General features: G+C 42.5%; 18 protein-coding genes. 2 read left to right on the top strand and 16 right to left on the bottom strand.

Translation table 11 applies throughout. The annotated features are described in order from the left end of the window. Positions 1-10: 10 nt before the first annotated feature. The gene (locus V514_RS0103575; protein WP_161630164.1) at positions 11-886 is read right to left on the bottom strand and encodes a LysR substrate-binding domain-containing protein; all 876 of its coding nucleotides are present in this window, start codon (positions 884-886) and stop codon (positions 11-13) included. A 120-nt stretch (positions 887-1,006) separates the two neighbouring features. Between V514_RS0103575 and V514_RS0103570 the strand changes: the two genes are divergently transcribed. Then, positions 1,007-2,176 carry an MFS transporter gene (locus V514_RS0103570; RefSeq protein ID WP_051392419.1) on the top strand — a complete coding sequence of 390 codons (1,170 nt, stop codon included), beginning with the start codon at positions 1,007-1,009 and terminating at the stop codon, positions 2,174-2,176. 45 nt (positions 2,177-2,221) lie between these two features. Here the strand turns inward: V514_RS0103570 and V514_RS0103565 are convergent, their stop codons facing one another. The 4 genes from V514_RS0103565 to V514_RS0103550 form a co-directional block, all read right to left on the bottom strand. After that, on the bottom strand, positions 2,222-2,575 hold the full coding sequence (locus tag V514_RS0103565; RefSeq protein ID WP_029498358.1) for an immunoglobulin-like domain-containing protein: 354 nt from the start codon (positions 2,573-2,575) through the stop codon (positions 2,222-2,224). A gap of 269 nt (positions 2,576-2,844) precedes the next feature. After that, positions 2,845-4,179, bottom strand: coding sequence for a type I glutamate--ammonia ligase (gene glnA, locus V514_RS0103560; protein ID WP_029498357.1), 1,335 nt, complete (start codon positions 4,177-4,179; stop codon positions 2,845-2,847). 51 nt (positions 4,180-4,230) lie between these two features. After that, on the bottom strand, positions 4,231-4,617 hold the full coding sequence (locus V514_RS0103555) for a MerR family transcriptional regulator (protein WP_029498356.1): 387 nt from the start codon (positions 4,615-4,617) through the stop codon (positions 4,231-4,233). Between the two features lie 165 nt (positions 4,618-4,782). Further along, a complete protein-coding gene (locus V514_RS0103550; protein WP_029498354.1) occupies positions 4,783-6,030 on the bottom strand; it encodes a methionine gamma-lyase family protein in 1,248 nt (415 codons plus the stop codon). A 128-nt stretch (positions 6,031-6,158) separates the two neighbouring features. Here V514_RS0103550 and V514_RS0103545 point away from each other — a divergent pair, with 128 nt between their 5' ends. Beyond that, a complete protein-coding gene (locus tag V514_RS0103545) occupies positions 6,159-6,767 on the top strand; it encodes a trimeric intracellular cation channel family protein (protein ID WP_029498353.1) in 609 nt (202 codons plus the stop codon). 37 nt (positions 6,768-6,804) lie between these two features. Here the strand turns inward: V514_RS0103545 and V514_RS0103540 are convergent, their stop codons facing one another. From V514_RS0103540 to V514_RS0103490, 11 genes are all read right to left on the bottom strand, one after another. Then, positions 6,805-7,440, bottom strand: a complete 636-nt coding sequence (locus V514_RS0103540) for a 3-oxoacid CoA-transferase subunit B (RefSeq protein WP_029498352.1) — start codon at positions 7,438-7,440, stop codon at positions 6,805-6,807. Continuing rightward, a complete protein-coding gene (locus V514_RS0103535) occupies positions 7,440-8,147 on the bottom strand; it encodes a CoA transferase subunit A (RefSeq protein WP_029498350.1) in 708 nt (235 codons plus the stop codon). The genes V514_RS0103540 and V514_RS0103535 overlap by 1 nt, the downstream gene beginning before the upstream one ends. 10 nt (positions 8,148-8,157) lie before the next feature. Beyond that, positions 8,158-9,036, bottom strand: coding sequence for a helix-turn-helix domain-containing protein (locus V514_RS0103530; RefSeq protein ID WP_029498348.1), 879 nt, complete (start codon positions 9,034-9,036; stop codon positions 8,158-8,160). An 11-nt stretch (positions 9,037-9,047) separates the two neighbouring features. Continuing rightward, positions 9,048-9,809, bottom strand: a complete 762-nt coding sequence (locus V514_RS0103525; protein ID WP_029498347.1) for a 3-hydroxybutyrate dehydrogenase — start codon at positions 9,807-9,809, stop codon at positions 9,048-9,050. Continuing rightward, positions 9,809-10,732, bottom strand: coding sequence for a 3-hydroxyacyl-CoA dehydrogenase family protein (locus V514_RS0103520; protein WP_029498345.1), 924 nt, complete (start codon positions 10,730-10,732; stop codon positions 9,809-9,811). The genes V514_RS0103525 and V514_RS0103520 overlap by 1 nt, the downstream gene beginning before the upstream one ends. Before the next feature lie 400 nt (positions 10,733-11,132). Beyond that, the gene (locus V514_RS0103515; protein ID WP_029498343.1) at positions 11,133-11,438 is read right to left on the bottom strand and encodes a rhodanese-like domain-containing protein; all 306 of its coding nucleotides are present in this window, start codon (positions 11,436-11,438) and stop codon (positions 11,133-11,135) included. Positions 11,439-11,514: 76 nt separating this feature from the next. Then, positions 11,515-11,736 (bottom strand): RNA chaperone Hfq, encoded by a 222-nt coding sequence (gene hfq / locus V514_RS0103510; protein WP_029498341.1) that lies wholly within the window; start codon positions 11,734-11,736, stop codon positions 11,515-11,517. Between the two features lie 59 nt (positions 11,737-11,795). Next, on the bottom strand, positions 11,796-12,707 hold the full coding sequence (gene miaA / locus V514_RS0103505) for a tRNA (adenosine(37)-N6)-dimethylallyltransferase MiaA (RefSeq protein WP_029498340.1): 912 nt from the start codon (positions 12,705-12,707) through the stop codon (positions 11,796-11,798). Then, complete coding sequence (locus V514_RS0103500; RefSeq protein WP_029498339.1) at positions 12,691-13,218, bottom strand: serine aminopeptidase domain-containing protein; 528 nt, start codon at positions 13,216-13,218, stop codon at positions 12,691-12,693. Before V514_RS0103500 ends, miaA begins: the two co-directional genes overlap by 17 nt. Before the next feature lie 896 nt (positions 13,219-14,114). Beyond that, positions 14,115-14,522 (bottom strand): alpha/beta hydrolase, encoded by a 408-nt coding sequence (locus V514_RS0103495; RefSeq protein WP_029498338.1) that lies wholly within the window; start codon positions 14,520-14,522, stop codon positions 14,115-14,117. Next, positions 14,515-16,167 carry a glycerol-3-phosphate dehydrogenase/oxidase gene (locus tag V514_RS0103490; protein ID WP_029498337.1) on the bottom strand — a complete coding sequence of 551 codons (1,653 nt, stop codon included), beginning with the start codon at positions 16,165-16,167 and terminating at the stop codon, positions 14,515-14,517. The genes V514_RS0103495 and V514_RS0103490 overlap by 8 nt, the downstream gene beginning before the upstream one ends. Positions 16,168-16,187: the final 20 nt, after the last annotated feature.

The raw sequence follows: 16,187 nt of genomic DNA, 5'->3' as shown, positions 1-16,187 counted from the left end.
ATCAGAGCCTTCACGCCATGTTATTTTTAAGCTGTGCACTCGTAAAATCGACAAAAAGTTGTGACGATGCTGTTAAAATATTACCACGCTTCCATGCTAAGCCAATATCGCGCGCGCAATCAATGTCAGAAATCGTAAAACGATGGACCGGCAATGCTTCAAGCCCTGAATAATACGGCAAAATGCTAATGCCTAAATCCGATGAAATAAGCCCGGCAACCGTTGGCACATCGGTTCCTTGGAATACCATATTCGGACTAAATCCTGCCGCACGACACCATTTTTGAAACTGCTGTTGCATGAGTTGCTCATCTTTAAAGCCAACAAAATCATATGCCGCAAGCTCCGCTAGTGGCACGCGGTCATACTGCGCTAACTCATGCGCAGGTGCACAATAGCCGTACAATTGCTCGCGTTTTAACGGCAACCAATTTTTCGCATCAAACGTATGGCTAAAATTTGTAATTAAGCATAAATCAACATCGCCGCGCTCCAGCAAATCAAGCGCCTCTTTTGAGCTACATTGCACTAAATCAAATGTGACGTCTGGATAAGCTTCGCGGAAACTACGCAAAATACTTGGCAAAAGCGTCGTGCCAATCGATTGTAAAAACGCTAATCGCACCGTACCATGCAACGGATTTTTCATGCCTTGTAGTTGATTTTTCGCCTGCTCCAATTCCTTTAACGCACGTTCGACATACGGTAAAAAAGCTTGTCCATACACGCTAATGTCAATCGAGCGTCCACTGCGAATAAATAACGCAACGTCTAGTTCTTGTTCTAATTTATGAATAGCTTTCGTCAATGCAGGCTGTGACACATGTAACCGTTCCGCCGCCTGTCCATAATGCTTTAACTCGGCAATCGTTTGAAAATAACGCAATTGATGCATCTCGATATTTCTCAGCTCCTTTGTTAACCTTTAGTTATCAATTCAATAATAACTAAGTATTAGACGTTATGAAAGTGCCAGCGTATGATTAAAGGCAAGGAGTTGGAACGCATGACAACAAAAATTATGTGGGGCATGCTCATCGGGAGCCTTGTCACATTCGCAAACTTATATGGACCGCAAACATTTATTCAACATTTCACTGAAGATTTTCAGTTAACATCATCTGAAGCAAGTTTAGCGTTATCGATTTCTACGTTTACACTCGCGTTTAGCATGCTTATTATGGCCGCCATTTCCAATTCAATTGGCCGTAAAAATATGATGGTCGTGTCGTTAATTAGCTCATCATTCATTTATATACTCGTCGGCTTTGCGCCTAACTTTGAAACATTATTAGCATTGCGCGCACTACAGGGCATTGCATTAAGTGGCTTCCCGGCAATTGCTGTCACATACTTAGCCGAAGAGCTGCCTTCAAAAGATTTCCCAAAAGTGCTTGGCATTTATATTACCGGTAGTGGCGTTGGTGGCTTTTTTGGACGCGTTGTTTCTAGTACGATGCTTGATTTAACGAACTGGCATGTCGCGATTTGGACGCTCGGCGCGATGACGCTACTGCTATCGGTCGTCTTTATGCTACTCATTACACCGTCTCAACATTTCCATGCGACGCGCTTTTCGTTAAAAAATTTAGGGCATGGATTGCTTGAAGCATGTAAAGATGCTAAATTGCTGTATTTTTATGGACTAGGATTTTTAGCGCTTGGCGTTTATGTCGCCGTCTTTAATTTCGTTGGCTTCCCGTTAATGGCACAATATGATCTTAGCCAAACAGTCGTTGGCTTCGTATTTATTTTTCAATTAATGGGCTCAATCGGTTCGATGGCAGTCGGCCGCTTAGGAGGTCGCTTCTCGCGTAGCCATATGTTACGTGTCAGCTTGCTTATTACGGCAGCTGGTGTTGTGCTCACGATGCTGCCATCGCTCATTAGTATGCTGTTCGGATTATTTCTGTTATCGTGCGGTTTCTTCGCATGGCATAATCTTGTAAGTGGCTGGGTCTCAAACTCTGCAGCCCCTGACGTGAAAGCGTATGCTTCATCACTTTACTTATTATTTTATTACGTTGGCTCAAGCGTTATCGGTACACTCGGTGGTCAATTTTACGACGCCTATGATTGGAACGGCACCGCCTGGCTACTACTCGGCTGTATTGGCAGCGCATTCCTGTTATTATTATTCGTTAAATTACGCCTTAAACAGCGAACCCTCGCTTAAAGAAAAGCCGGCAGTGCGTGAATGCGCACTGCCGGCTTTTCTTGTTTACACAATAATAAACACAGCCGCTACACGATGCGGCCCAATCAACTTCACAAGGCGATACGTTCCCGGTGCTAATGAGCCATACGCATGTAACCAGTCGATGTCCTCAGTAGTTGTCGCATAAGGCGGTAACATAAGCGCTAGTAAAATAACGGCGATTGGCCCTTCATCAATCGTATACCAAGCGCCCTGCTCATAAACTTCTAACTCATAACCAACACCATATACAAACTCATCTGCCGTATGATTCGTAATCGTTACTTGCAGCGTCTTAGATGTCACAGTGTCCTCATGAACGTGCATCGTCACAGCAGTCGTGTCTACTAGTTGATACGGTGATTTTTTCAATGTCATCGCGTGCTAGATTCCTCCTCGTAAACAACAATAAAATCATTTTCATAAACGCACCCTCGTTGTTTAAAAGATTCCCTATTATACAACTGCGTAACAGCGCATACGCATAAAGGAATACAAAAAAAGAGGCTGGGACATACGTGTAACAATACCATCTCAGATGAGCATAAAAAAACCGGAATCGCGCTGTGGCGCGGTTCCGGTTTTGTGTTGCGAACGCTAAAAAAGGAAAAAGAACTGTTTTGTCAAAGCCTCAACTATTTATCGGCTTAGTACATTTTTAAATATTGTTCGCGTTCCCATGGGTGTACGTGCGTACGGAACATTTCGAACTCAATTTCTTTTGCTTCTTTGAAGTTTGCATAGATATGGCTACCTAATGCTTTTTGAATAACTGTATCAGCAGCTAATTCTTTTAATGCATCGTTCAAGTTTGCTGGTAAGTTACCGATACCTTCTTCTACGCGTTCTTCAGCTGTCATTGTGTAGATGTTACGATCTACAGCTGGTGGTGGTGTTAATTTTTCTTCAACACCGTTTAAGCCGGCTTCAAGAATAGCAGCCATCGCTAAGTATGGGTTTGCTGTTGGATCAACTGAACGTACTTCGATACGAGTTGATAAACCACGTGAAGCTGGTACGCGGATTAATGGTGAACGGTTTTGACCAGACCATGCAACGTAGCAAGGTGCTTCGTAGCCAGGTACTAAACGTTTGTAAGAGTTTACTGTTGGATTGGTAATCGCTGTGAACCCTTTCACGTGTTTTAAGACACCTGCCATAAATTGCATTGCTGTTTCCGATAATTGCATGTCAGCATTTTCGTCGAAGAATGCATTTTCTTTACCTTGGAATAATGATACGTTCATGTGCATACCAGAACCGCTTACGCCGAATAAAGGTTTTGCCATGAATGTTGCGTGTAAACCGTGTTTACGAGCGATTGTTTTCACGACTAATTTGAATGTTTGAATGTTATCACAAGCTGTAATTGCATTCGCATATTTAAAGTCGATTTCGTGTTGACCAGGAGCTACTTCATGGTGAGATGCTTCAATTTCAAAGCCCATTTCTTCTAATTCAAGAACGATATCGCGACGGCAGTTTTCACCAAGGTCAGTTGGTGCTAAGTCAAAGTAACCACCGTGGTCATTTAACTCTAATGTTGGTTCGCCTTTTTCATCTAGTTTGAATAAGAAGAACTCTGGTTCAGGTCCTAAGTTAAAGTCTGTGAAGCCCATTTTTTCCATACGTGCTAAGATGCGGCGTAAGTTGTTACGTGGGTCTCCTTCAAATGGTGTACCGTCTGCTTTGTATACGTCACAGATGAAACGACATACAGTACCTTTACCCGTTGTCCAAGGGAATACGATAAATGTATCAAGGTCTGGGAATAAGTACATGTCTGATTCTTCAATACGAACGAATCCTTCGATTGACGAACCATCAAACATCATTTTGTTATCTAATGCTTTTTCTAATTGAGACACTGGAATCTCAACGTTTTTGATTGTACCTAAAATGTCTGTGAATTGAAGACGAATAAATTTTACTTCTTTTTCTTCAACTAATTTGCGAATATCATCTTTTGTGAATTTACCCATGAAAAATCAGCTCCTAATAGTTTATAGTAAGTATTATTACAACTCGTTTTTTTAACGTCTAAAAAAGCGAGATAGATCACCTTGTCGTAGTGAAGTGCGATGCATGCTTTGCGCTTGCTGCATTTCTTCACGAAGAATGCGTCGTAAATCGGCATCCGTAATTTCTTTTTTTCGTTGATTGGATACTACAGGTTCGTTCTTTAATGCAAAAACTTTTTTAATCCCTGCCATATTGATGCCCTGTTCTAATAAATCTTTAATCTCTAGTAGTGCATCTACATCATTGAGTGAAAACATGCGGCGGTTGCCCTCTGTTCTGGCAGGCTCGATTAACTCATGCTCTTCATAATAACGAATTTGACGTGCTGTTAAATCCGTTAATTGCATTACTATACTAATTGATAGTAACGGCATCGAGCGTCTTATCTCGCGACTCATATCGCTCACCTCGCCTTTCACACGTTTTATACTAAAGCATGTTAGTTTTCGTGTCAATTCCATGTGAGGAAAATTAACATATCATTTTTCGAACAATTCCATCGAATCAGAATATAAGAAAAAAAACGAGCGAATCTTATCATAAGTAAGAATCGCTCGTTTTGATTAGTGCATTTGTTGAACTGCACTTAAAATGGCTGTTTTGACGTGTTCATACGTTAAACCACCTTGCATATACACCGTATACGGCGGACGGATTGGGCCATCAGCAGAAAATTCGATACTCGCCCCTTGCACAAATGTCCCTGCTGCCATAATTACTTCATCGGTATAGCCCGGTAGGAGTGATGGTTCCGGTGCAAACTGCGCATTGACCGGTGAATTTTGTTGAACGGCTTGGCAAAATTGAATCATTTGCTCTGGTGTTTTAAACGATACCGATTGAATTAAATCGGTACGCGTAGCATCAAAACGTGGCTCTGGTGTCATGCCAATTTGTTCTAAAATCGCCGCTGAAAACACCGCGCCTTTTAACGCTTGTGACACGACATGTGGCGCTAAGAAAAATCCTTGATACATATCCGTTAATGTATTCAGCGATGGACCCGCTTCCGCACCGATGCCCGGTGTCGTCATGCGGTAGGCACATTTTTCGACTAAATCAGCGCGACCGGCAATATAGCCGCCCACTTTTGCTAAACCGCCACCTGGGTTTTTAATTAATGAACCAGCCATTAAATCGGCACCTAGCTCTGTTGGTTCTTGTTGATCGACAAACTCGCCGTAGCAGTTATCGACAAAAATAATGACATCTTCTTTGATTGCACGAACTTGCTTAATCATATCTGCTACTTCAGCAATCGTAAATGATGGGCGCGTTGCATAGCCTTTTGAACGTTGAATCGCAACGACTGCCGTCTTGTCTGAAATCGCTGCTTTTACAGCATCAAAATCAACTTTATTGTCAGCATTTAAATCGATATGTTGATAACCAATGCCCCAATCTTTTAATGAGCCGGTATCTTTATCGCCACCATCAACGATTGATTGCAACGTATCATATGGTTGGCCGGTAATATACATAAGTTCATCGCCAGGACGTAACACGCCAAATAACGATAATGTAATCGCGTGTGTGCCTGAAATAATTTGTTGACGAACGATTGCCGCTTCCGCACCAAACACTTCGGCATAAACGCGCTCTAAATTATCACGACCTTCATCATCATAGCCATAGCCTGTCGTGCCATTAAAGTGATTTTCGCTCACTTGATTGTTACGAAATGCTGCAAGTACCTTTTGTTGATTATAAAAAGCGATGTCTTCGATATGCTCGAATTGTGCGCTTATTTTTTGTTCCATTTCCTTACCTAATTGGCGTGTTTCCGCCGTTAATGTTGATTGGAATGCCATTTGTCCCAGCTCCTTATTTAAAGTTCTCTTCAATCTTATCAATAACTGTCAACTAGTCAAACAAAGTTGATGAAAAAGCGACCATTTTTTGTTACAATTCATTGGATTGAAGGAAAGGAGTGGTCCTATTGGCTTGGGAAGTTTTAAGTATTTTTGGCACGATTGCCTTTGCGATTTCAGGTGCCATTGTCGCGATGGAAGAAGAATACGATATTTTTGGCGTTTATCTTCTTGGCGTCGTCACAGCATTCGGAGGCGGCGCCATCCGTAATTTATTAATTGGTGTCCCCGTCTCCGCACTGTGGGAGCAAGAAATGTTTTTCCAAATTGCGATTATCGCCATTACGATTATGTTTTTATTCCCGCAACGCCTATTACGTCATTGGCCGCTCTGGGGAAACTTTTTTGATGCGATTGGCTTGGCTGCCTTTGCGATACAGGGCGCATTATTTGCTGTCCAATTAAATTTACCATTTAGCGCGGCGATTGTTGCCGCTGTCTTAACAGGTGCTGGCGGTGGCATTGTGCGCGACCTACTCGCAAGTCGTAAACCGACTGTCTTGCGCGATGAAGTATACGCGGCTTGGGCGATTTTAATTGGCTTAATTGTCGGGCTTCAGCTCGTTACAAGCGATATTGGTCTCTATTTATTATTCATTATTATAACCGCTCTACGCGTCATTTCATATGTACGACGTTGGCGTTTGCCTTTTAAAAAATTACGCAATTCACACTAAAAAAGAGGAGTCGCACCGAGATGCCACTCCTCTTTTTCTATGTTAAACCGTTAATAAATTCCGCTTCGGTTTTCGCTGTTACATCTTCTAGTGTATGACCGTCTAATAATTCAACGAGCACCATGCCTTGTTCGGTAAAGTCAAATACCGCTAAATCGGTAATCAGGCGATTAATTACCCCGCGCCCGGTAAGCGGCAATGTACAAGCCTTCTTCACTTTAGATTCCCCGTGCTTATTAACATGGTCCATAATAACGATGACGCGCTTGGCTCCAACGACTAAATCCATCGCACCGCCCATGCCCTTCACCATTTTACCGGGAATCATCCAGTTGGCGAGGTCTCCGTGCTGCGACACTTCCATGCCACCTAAAATAGCCAAATCAATATGACCACCACGAATCATCGAAAACGACGTCGCACTATCAAAATACGACGCACCATTCACTGCCGTAACCGTTTCCTTCCCAGCATTAATTAAATCGGCATCTTCTGTCCCTTCTACCGGGTAAGGTCCAATGCCTAACATACCATTTTCTGATTGCAATAACACATCAACCCCAGCCGGCAACGCATCGGCGACAAGCGTTGGCATACCGATTCCTAAGTTAATATTCATGCCATCTTGAACTTCTTTTACTGCGCGCTGTACAATCACGTCACGTGCTGTCATTACGCTTCGCCTCCTTTTGAACGCACCGTCCGTTTTTCGATGCGCTTTTCATACTGCTGGCCTGCTAATACATGCTGCACAAATACTGCCGGCGTATGCACTTCATCTGGTAATAACGCGCCAAGCTCGACAATTTCTTCGACTTCGGCAATTGTGACTTTACCTGCCATCGCACATAATGGATTGAAGTTTTGTGCCGTATGACGATAGACGATATTGCCATAGCGATCTGCCTTCCAGCCCTTAATAAACGCGAAATCAGCAACGATCCCTCGTTCTAATACATACTCTTCCCCGTCGAATTGGCGTACTTCTTTGCCCTCTGCAATCGGTGTCCCGACCCCAGTAGGCGTATAAAATGCTGGAATGCCGGAACCACCTGCTCGCAAGCGCTCCGCTAATGTTCCTTGCGGTGTTAATTCGACATCAATTTCGCCATTTAAAAACTGCTGTTCAAACGTTTTGTTTTCACCGACATACGAGGCGACCATTTTTTTAATTTGACGCTCCTTTAATAACAAACCTAAACCCCAATCATCGACGCCGCAGTTATTGCTATAAATCGTTAAATCTTTCGTCCCCTGTGCAACGAGTGCTAAAATCAATTTTTCTGGAATACCACTTAAACCAAAGCCTCCAACGGCAATTGACGCACCGTCTGGAATTTGCTTGACAATTTCCTCAAATGACTGCGTTACTTTATCCATCGTTATCCCCCTATTCAATATTGAGCTTTTTTAATTTTTGATACAATGTCGTGCGATGAATCCCTAGCGCAGCAGCGGTTTTTACTTTATTGCCACCGTGCTCCTTCAACACTTGAATAATCAAGTCGCGCTCATGCGTATGAAGTGCTTCTTTCATATGTGACGACTGCTGCAACAAATTATTTTGATGCATTTGGTCATACACATTATAAATTTTCGTAATCTCCTCAAACATTAAAAAGCCAATTGCACCAATCGTCGCGCCATCTTGAAGCAGTGGCAACCGATGCACGCGCATTTCCTGGCCATTAATCAGTTGCTGTTGATTGCGTTCAGCGATACCGGTTTGGATAACGACATGCATCTGTGTATTTTCGATAATTTCAGTCACGTGTCGCCCAAGCGCAAGTTGCCGCGGCACGCCGGTAAAACGACTGTATGCATCGTTAAATTCTAAGATAATCCCTTGATGGTCTACGACAACAATTCCTTCATAAGCATGTTCAAGCGTCAACTCAAAGGCTTTTTTCTCAATCGCATAATGATGCATAACATCATTCATTATGATGTGTAACACTTCTTTTGTTAACACGCCAAGTTGTTGATGTTGGTGATTTTCAACGATGACCGGAAAGGACTGTTGCCACGATAGTTCTTCAATTCTCACGCTCGTTACCGGTTGCATGGCCGCTTCGACTAACATCGTTACGTGATCAATATGTGCGAGTATATCTTGGCTTTCTAAAATTCCTACAACGCGGCCGCGCTCGACAATGACCACTACGTGAATCGTATGGCGCGAAAAATAACGTGCAGCTTGCTGTAACGTTGTCGTGTGAGCAAGCTGATGACTGAGTGGTTGCATGTAACTTGCCCACTGAATGTCCATTCAATCGCCCCCTATTGTGCCGTATACCCACCATCAATAATAACGGTCTGTCCGGTCATACCTTTTGCGCTATCCGATGCTAAAAAGAACGCCACATCAGCAATTTCACGCACATCAATTAAACGTTTTTGCGGAATAAGTGGATATAACACCTCTTCAAGTACTGCTTCGCTTGTTATACCACGCGTTGCCGCTAAATCTGCAAACTGATTGCGCACAAGCTCGGTGTCGACATAACCCGGACAAATCGCATTGACCGTAATGCCATGTTCTGCCGTTTCAAGCGCCGCTACTTTCGTTAAGCCAATGACGCCATGCTTCGCAGAATTATAAGCAGCCTTGCCAGCAAAACCAATGACACCATTGATTGACGCCATATTTAAAATGCGCCCAAACTGTTGTTTTTTCATATGCGGCAACACATGCTTTGTCATCATAAATGGTGCAACAAGCATGACATCGATAAGCAATTGAAACTTTTCCGTTGGGAAATCTTCAATTTTAGCAACATGTTGTAGCCCCGCATTGTTAATAACGACATCAATGCGCCCAAATGTCGTGATAGCTTGGTCAACTACTGCTTGAATCATTTCTTCATTTGTCACGTCACAAACAATGCCGATTGCACGTTCGCCTAAAGCTTTCGCAGCCGTGACCACTTCGTCATGCAAGTCAACGAGTACAACACAATCACCCGCTCGGTAAAATGTTTGCGCTAGTTCATAGCCAATGCCTTGTGCCCCGCCAGTAATAATGACTACTCTCTCCTCCATTACAATTTCTCCTCACGTAAAAAACGCATTAATAGTCGTTCTCGCGTTGCCTCAATATACGTGCGTTGTTGACGTGACCATGTATAATAGCCTTGGCCACTCCGAACGCCGACATGCCCATTTGCAACGAGCTGATTCAGTCTCTCACTAGCTTGTTGAAGCGTCGCTAAATCATCAAATAAATAATCCGAAATCGCTTTAAAAACATCGAGCCCACCAAAATCGGCGCTCATCAATGGCCCGGTCACCGGCAAGCGGCGGCCGATACTAGACGTCACTGCCGCGTCAATATCTTCCTTTGTCGCCACACCCGCATCATACAGTGCTTGTGCTTCACGAAACAATGCAAACTGTAAGCGATTGCCAATAAAACCCGGTACTTCTTTACGGACGATAATCGCCTGTTTATGAATCGCTTCAATCCATGCCTTTGTGCGCTGTACAACCGCTTCAGTCGTTTCTTTACCAGGGACAATTTCAACAAGTGGTATTAAATGTGCTGGATTCCAAAAATGCGTCACAATAAAACGTTCGGGATAACGGCTCCGAGCGGCCAAATCACTAGGCATTAATCCCGATGTATTGCTTGCAATAATCGTCTCTCGTGCAACGAGCTGTTCAAGCTCCTTATAAAGCGCATGTTTAAGTGGCAATTGTTCCGGAATCGCTTCAACAATAAGTGACGTACCTTCAACTGCTTGCTGTAAATCTTGACTATATTGAATACAGTTTAGCAAGATTGCCGCATCATCGAGCAACCCCTCCTCGACCATACGCGCGACTTTTTCGGTAATTTCTTGCCGCGCCTGGTGCAACTCTTGTTCTGACAGGCCATAGAGTACGACTGGCTGTTTTGTCCACGCAACTGCGATCGCAATCGAATGCCCCATCGTCCCTGTACCAATTACTGCTACTTGTTCCATCACAACTCCTCCTAAATTCCAAGTCCAAGTGAGAATAAGACAATGGCCACTATTAAACCAATTATTGGAATTATGACCGTATAAAACTTTTTTTAAAGAAAATTCCATTTCATGCCATCACACTATCAACACCAAGTAAAATCCGGAGCCAACAAAAGCGCTTACATTTTTAATTATTGTCTTTTTTTATCTACACCGATTGTAGTGTACCAATCATAAATTCGCAATATATTGTCGAAAAAACATTAATTTTATTTAAAATTCCGTTTTTTTGTATATATACCGATACAGTTATGTAGTTTTTTATCTACACTACTATTTCCTTTTTTGCACTCTTTAAATACAAAAAAAGAACTGCGCAAATAACGCAGTTCTCCTGAATGGAATGACACGATTCAAATTAGAATTCTAATTCGCCTTCCCAAGCGCTCATGCCGCCTTCCATGTTTGTCACATTGAAGCCTTCATTATCTAAATAAGAAGCCGCTGTGAAACTACGGCCACCCGCATGACACACAATAATATACGCTGTGTCTTTGTTTAGCTCACCTTGACGATCCGCGATTTGACCAAGCGGAATATGAAGTGCACCTGGAATCACACCATTTGCTACTTCGTCGTCTTCACGTACATCGATGACATTTAATGCTTCATTCGCATCAAATTTGTCTAATACTTCATTTGCTGTAATGTTTTTTACTGCCACAATAAATTCCCCCTTTAATTGATTCGTCTTAACTATACAAAAAAAGCCGATACCCCGCAAGGTAGTCGGCTTAATTTTATTGTTCTGGCAACTCAACCAACTTCGATGGTGCGAACGTTGAAATCGCATGTTTATAAATTAAATTTTGTTTTCCTTCTGATTCTAGCAGTACCGTAAAGTTATCGTATGAACGAATCGTACCTTTCAGTTGGAATCCATTTAGTAAAAATACGGTCACGAACACCCCATTTTTACGCAGCTGATTTAAATATGTGTCTTGTAAATTCGCTGGCTTCATGAACTGACATCCCCCTCATCTTCCAATTAATCTATTCTACACAATAGATATACCCCTATTTATTGGAAAATATCCTTAAAAAGCTGTTCTTTTGCAGAAAAAGAATCGTACCACGTAATCGTCATTTTATTACGGAAATATGTTAATTGACGTTTCGCATAACGACGAGAGTTTTGTTTTAAATTTTCAATGGCCTGTTCAAATGTTTCGCGGCCATCAAAATAATCATACAACTCCTTGTAGCCAATCGCACGAATAGACTGTACATCTCGAATGCCACGGTCATATAAGCCGCGCACTTCTTCAACAAGACCTTGCTCTAACATCATATCGACGCGTAAATTAATGCGGTCATACAATTTTTCACGGTCCATATTTAAGCCGATAATCAAATGATTGTACAAAGCTTGTTCCCCTTGATGCTGCGCTTCATGCGATTTTTTAACATCGCTATGCTCAGCCATTTCTAGCGCACGAATAACGCGGCGGGTATTGTTCGGATGAATCATTTTCGCTGTGTCAGGATCTACAGCAGCAAGTCGCGCATGCATCGCTTCAGGACCTACTCTTTCTAAGTCCGCATAATACGCCGCGCGCACCTCATCATCAATTTTTTCTTCGGTAAAACGGAAATCGTACAATACGGCTTGGATATACAAACCTGTTCCACCGACGATAATCGGCATTTTGCCACGCGCCTGAATCTCAGCGATTTTTTCGCGGACGACTTGCTGGTAATCAGCAACCGAAAAACTATCGGTCGGTGCTAAAATATCGAGTAAATGGTGCGGTATACCGTCCATTTCCTCTTGTGTAATTTTTGCGGTACCAATATTTAACTCCCGATACACTTGCATCGAATCACCATTAATAATTTCGCCATCAAGCTTTTTAGCAAGCTCAATGCTTAGTGCCGTTTTGCCGACTGCCGTAGGTCCGACAATCGCAATCACATCATAGTTGTTGTTCATAAATCTTTTTCTCCAGCCATTTCAAAATCGTTTGATAGATTAGTTGATTATTTGTTTCATTCAAAATTTCATGTCGCATGCCATCAAAAAGGTGGACGCTCAGCTTTGAAATGCCGGCATCATAATATTGACGCGCGACTTTCCAAACGCCTTTCCCGTAGTCACCAATCGGGTCATCACTTCCACTAATGAGCAACATCGGTAAATCTTTGCGAATTTTTGCCACTTCCGTTGGGCGAGATAACAATTCAAAGCCATCCATAAAATCGGCATAAAATTGATTCGTCGATGTATAGCTACAAAACGGGTCATGAATATATGCTTGCACTTGCGCCTCATCGGTTGATAACCAATCCTTTGGCGTTTTAGCATTTTTTATTTTGCGATTATTCGTTGAGGCGCCTAAGCGATCGACAATTGTTGCGACGGCATCCCCGCCATCGCGTTTCGCCATTTTCTTTGCAAGAATAGCTGCCATTTGATGCTTCGGTGTATGCACAAGCGTGCCCATAATAATCACCTTTTGAATCGATATGGATAGGTAAACCTTTGATATTATCTCCAGTTTTTCCCCCCATTCACACCGTACGTGAGTTTTTCAACTCATACGGCGTTCCATCATTGTTAACCTATAAAATTAATTCATTATTTTCAGCTTTTATTCTTAAATTATTAAGCGTTTAAGAGTTTTAACTGACACAGTCAATATTATTCACCAACCATTTCTGATTAGTTTTCACATTTCTTTTAGTCATACGAGAACCTGTGTATATAATAAATTATGTTTTTAGTCGTTAACATTGACTAGTGGCTATCCCTCCATCACTTATTATCATGACTTCATAGGTACTGTGCCACCACTTTCACTGACCTTAAATTAAGTTATACTTTCGTTTTCCTTAATACCACTTCTTCGACTGCTACATCTCCATGTGGTCAGCTTACCACGTTCCAACAATCCTATCTTTACATTCATTACTTTTAGGTCGTTCCTCTAGCCCTGTTAGCTTGATGATGCCTGTAACATCATAAGGTATTTCATAAAGACAAATCTTACTCTACCTCACTAACCCAACTTACAGTTGTTAATGTCCTTTCGGACACCTATATCTTTAGAGCCGTACATTCAGAACTTTGTCAGATAGACCTTTTATCGTCTATCATACTAACCATTTGTAATCTTATAGAATCCCAGCCTATCTATCACGAGAGATACCTCTATCCCTTATTCCTTCATTTCTGATTAGGGTGATATTCAGCTGACTTCACCGAGCTTATAACGATTTCTTAGTAGCATAATAATCGCTATTCGGAGTATTAGATTAGGCCTTTCAAGGCGTTACCCTTTCATTCGACCTATCAGATTGTCAGTTCTCCTAACCGAGGGCTAGTGGCTAATCTTTTCAATTAGCAACGTGTCGCACTGTCACTATATAATTCAATAAAGCGACGCGTAACAATCGAGCCCATGCTATGCCCAAGTAGTATTGGTTTCGGTAACGCGTACCGCTGACGAAATGTCGTCATAACTACATCGACATCATCAACTACTTTAGCAAAACCATCTACCGGGCCATAATAGCCAAGTGGCGTATGATTTAAAGCAGCATTTTCGCCATGCCCGCGATGAGAATGTAATCCAACAACATAGCCATGCGCCGCAATATAACGCGCAAAATCATCATAGCGACCATGATATTCTGACATGCCATGTAAAATATGGAGATATCCTTTATAGTCGCCATCTGGTAAATAAATAGATGTTGCAATTTGATAGCCATCTGGCATTGTTAAAATTTCATCTTCTTTACGCATATGTTCCATCCTTTGCAAAATGTGAGGCATCATATAATAGCTCTTCGACTTCTAGGCGATAACGTTCTTTTTCAGACGCGCTATAATGTAACAAGTCCGCCATTAATTTTTGTACGCCATCTTTGTAATCATGCACACTCGTAATGTTAAAGAACATACGCCCTGTACGGCGCACGAGCACGTCTGATGGTCGATATGCTTGTTCATACTCAACAGCATATACGACCTCTGCATACAAGTCTTTTGGTAAGCCAAATGTCTCTTGTGGCAGCGTGGCGATGATTTGATACAACTTGCTAACATTGGCGCCATATTTTTCAACGAGATGGCGCGCTTGTGCGGCTGTTAAACCTAAATCTTCGCCGTCTTTTGTGCGTTTTGCTACAAACGACTCGAATGTTTCCGGCGTTAAACCTTCTGCCCCTGCAAGCGGTAAATGTTGCGTTTGGCAAGGTGCATAGTGCTTAAACTGTTTGCGCTTCGCTAAACGGTCAACGATATCTTTCGCCATATGACGATACCCTGTTAGCTTACCACCTGCAATCGTCAGTAACCCTGTAGGCGCTTCCCAAATTTCATCTTTACGAGAAATTTCCGATGGGTCTTTTCCTTCTTCATAAATTAACGGGCGCACCCCTGCCCAGCAAGACTCGACATCTTTTTGTGTAATATGCACATCCGGGAACATGTAATGAATCGTATCTAAAATATATGTTATATCTTGTTGGCCAGCAGTTGGCTTTTTCGGGTCGGCATCATAAAAAGTGTCAGTCGTTCCGATATACGCCTTGCCTTCACGCGGAATTGCAAATACCATGCGACCGTCTGGCGTATCAAAATAAACTGCTTGCTGTAGCGGAAATACCGCTTGGTCGATAACGATATGCACACCTTTTGTCATACGCAATTTTTTATTGTTCGAGACGACATCTTTTTCGCGCACTTTATCTGTCCACGGACCAGTTGCATTAATAACCGACAATGCCTCAATCTCAAATGTATGGCCCGTTACGTCATCTTTTACGGTTGCACCTGCTACGCGGCCATCTTTATACGCAAACTCTTCCATGCTCGCATAATTCAAACAAATCGCGCCGAGTTCGACCGCCTTCTTCATCACTTCAATCGTTAAGCGCGCATCGTCCGTACGATATTCGACATACAAGCCGCCACCTTGTAAGCCATCTGTTTTTAATAATGGCTCTTTTTCAAACGTTTCACCTGGTGTTAGCATGACGCGACGTTCATCTTTTTTCACTTGTGCCAATTTATCATATACTTTTAACCCGACAGACGTAGATAGCGGGCCAAACGTACCCCCTTTATAAAAAGGTAGCAACATGCCAAGTGGCGTCGTAATATGTGTCCCATTTTCATAAACAATCGCGCGCTCTCGCCCTGTTTCTGCGACAACATCGATTTGTAATTGCTTTAAATAACGTAAGCCGCCATGTACTAATTTCGTTGAGCGACTTGATGTTCCTGCGGCGAAGTCTTGCATTTCTACAAGCGCTACTGAAAAGCCTCGCGACACTGCGTCGAGCGCAATCCCAGCACCGGTAATTCCCCCACCAATAACGAGTAAGTCAAATGAATATTTTTCGAGTGTTTCAATTGTTTCTTGACGCTTTTTAGCTGAAAACATGAAATTCTCTCCCTTCAAAT

The sequence above is a fragment of the Kurthia huakuii LAM0618 genome, from assembly GCF_000505545.1.
GTDB classification, from domain to species: domain Bacteria; phylum Bacillota; class Bacilli; order Bacillales_A; family Planococcaceae; genus Kurthia; species Kurthia huakuii.
The sequence above is the reverse complement of the archived record's forward strand: the minus strand, read 5'-3'. Positions and strand labels throughout refer to the sequence as shown.

Bases quoted from the DNA above. Each gene is read 5' to 3' on its own strand.
- V514_RS0103570 (WP_051392419.1), top strand. From the start codon at position 1,007: ATGACAACAAAAATTATGTGGGGCATGCTCATCGGGAGCCTTGTCACA.
- V514_RS0103565 (WP_029498358.1), bottom strand. From the start codon at position 2,575: ATGACATTGAAAAAATCACCGTATCAACTAGTAGACACGACTGCTGTG.
- glnA (WP_029498357.1), bottom strand. From the start codon at position 4,179: ATGGGTAAATTCACAAAAGATGATATTCGCAAATTAGTTGAAGAAAAA.
- V514_RS0103555 (WP_029498356.1), bottom strand. From the start codon at position 4,617: ATGAGTCGCGAGATAAGACGCTCGATGCCGTTACTATCAATTAGTATA.
- V514_RS0103550 (WP_029498354.1), bottom strand. From the start codon at position 6,030: ATGGCATTCCAATCAACATTAACGGCGGAAACACGCCAATTAGGTAAG.
- V514_RS0103540 (WP_029498352.1), bottom strand. From the start codon at position 7,440: ATGACAGCACGTGACGTGATTGTACAGCGCGCAGTAAAAGAAGTTCAA.
- V514_RS0103535 (WP_029498350.1), bottom strand. From the start codon at position 8,147: ATGGATAAAGTAACGCAGTCATTTGAGGAAATTGTCAAGCAAATTCCA.
- V514_RS0103530 (WP_029498348.1), bottom strand. From the start codon at position 9,036: ATGGACATTCAGTGGGCAAGTTACATGCAACCACTCAGTCATCAGCTT.
- V514_RS0103525 (WP_029498347.1), bottom strand. From the start codon at position 9,809: ATGGAGGAGAGAGTAGTCATTATTACTGGCGGGGCACAAGGCATTGGC.
- V514_RS0103520 (WP_029498345.1), bottom strand. From the start codon at position 10,732: ATGGAACAAGTAGCAGTAATTGGTACAGGGACGATGGGGCATTCGATT.
- hfq (WP_029498341.1), bottom strand. From the start codon at position 11,736: ATGAAGCCAGCGAATTTACAAGACACATATTTAAATCAGCTGCGTAAA.
- miaA (WP_029498340.1), bottom strand. From the start codon at position 12,707: ATGAACAACAACTATGATGTGATTGCGATTGTCGGACCTACGGCAGTC.
- V514_RS0103500 (WP_029498339.1), bottom strand. From the start codon at position 13,218: ATGGGCACGCTTGTGCATACACCGAAGCATCAAATGGCAGCTATTCTT.
- V514_RS0103495 (WP_029498338.1), bottom strand. From the start codon at position 14,522: ATGCGTAAAGAAGATGAAATTTTAACAATGCCAGATGGCTATCAAATT.
- V514_RS0103490 (WP_029498337.1), bottom strand. From the start codon at position 16,167: ATGTTTTCAGCTAAAAAGCGTCAAGAAACAATTGAAACACTCGAAAAA.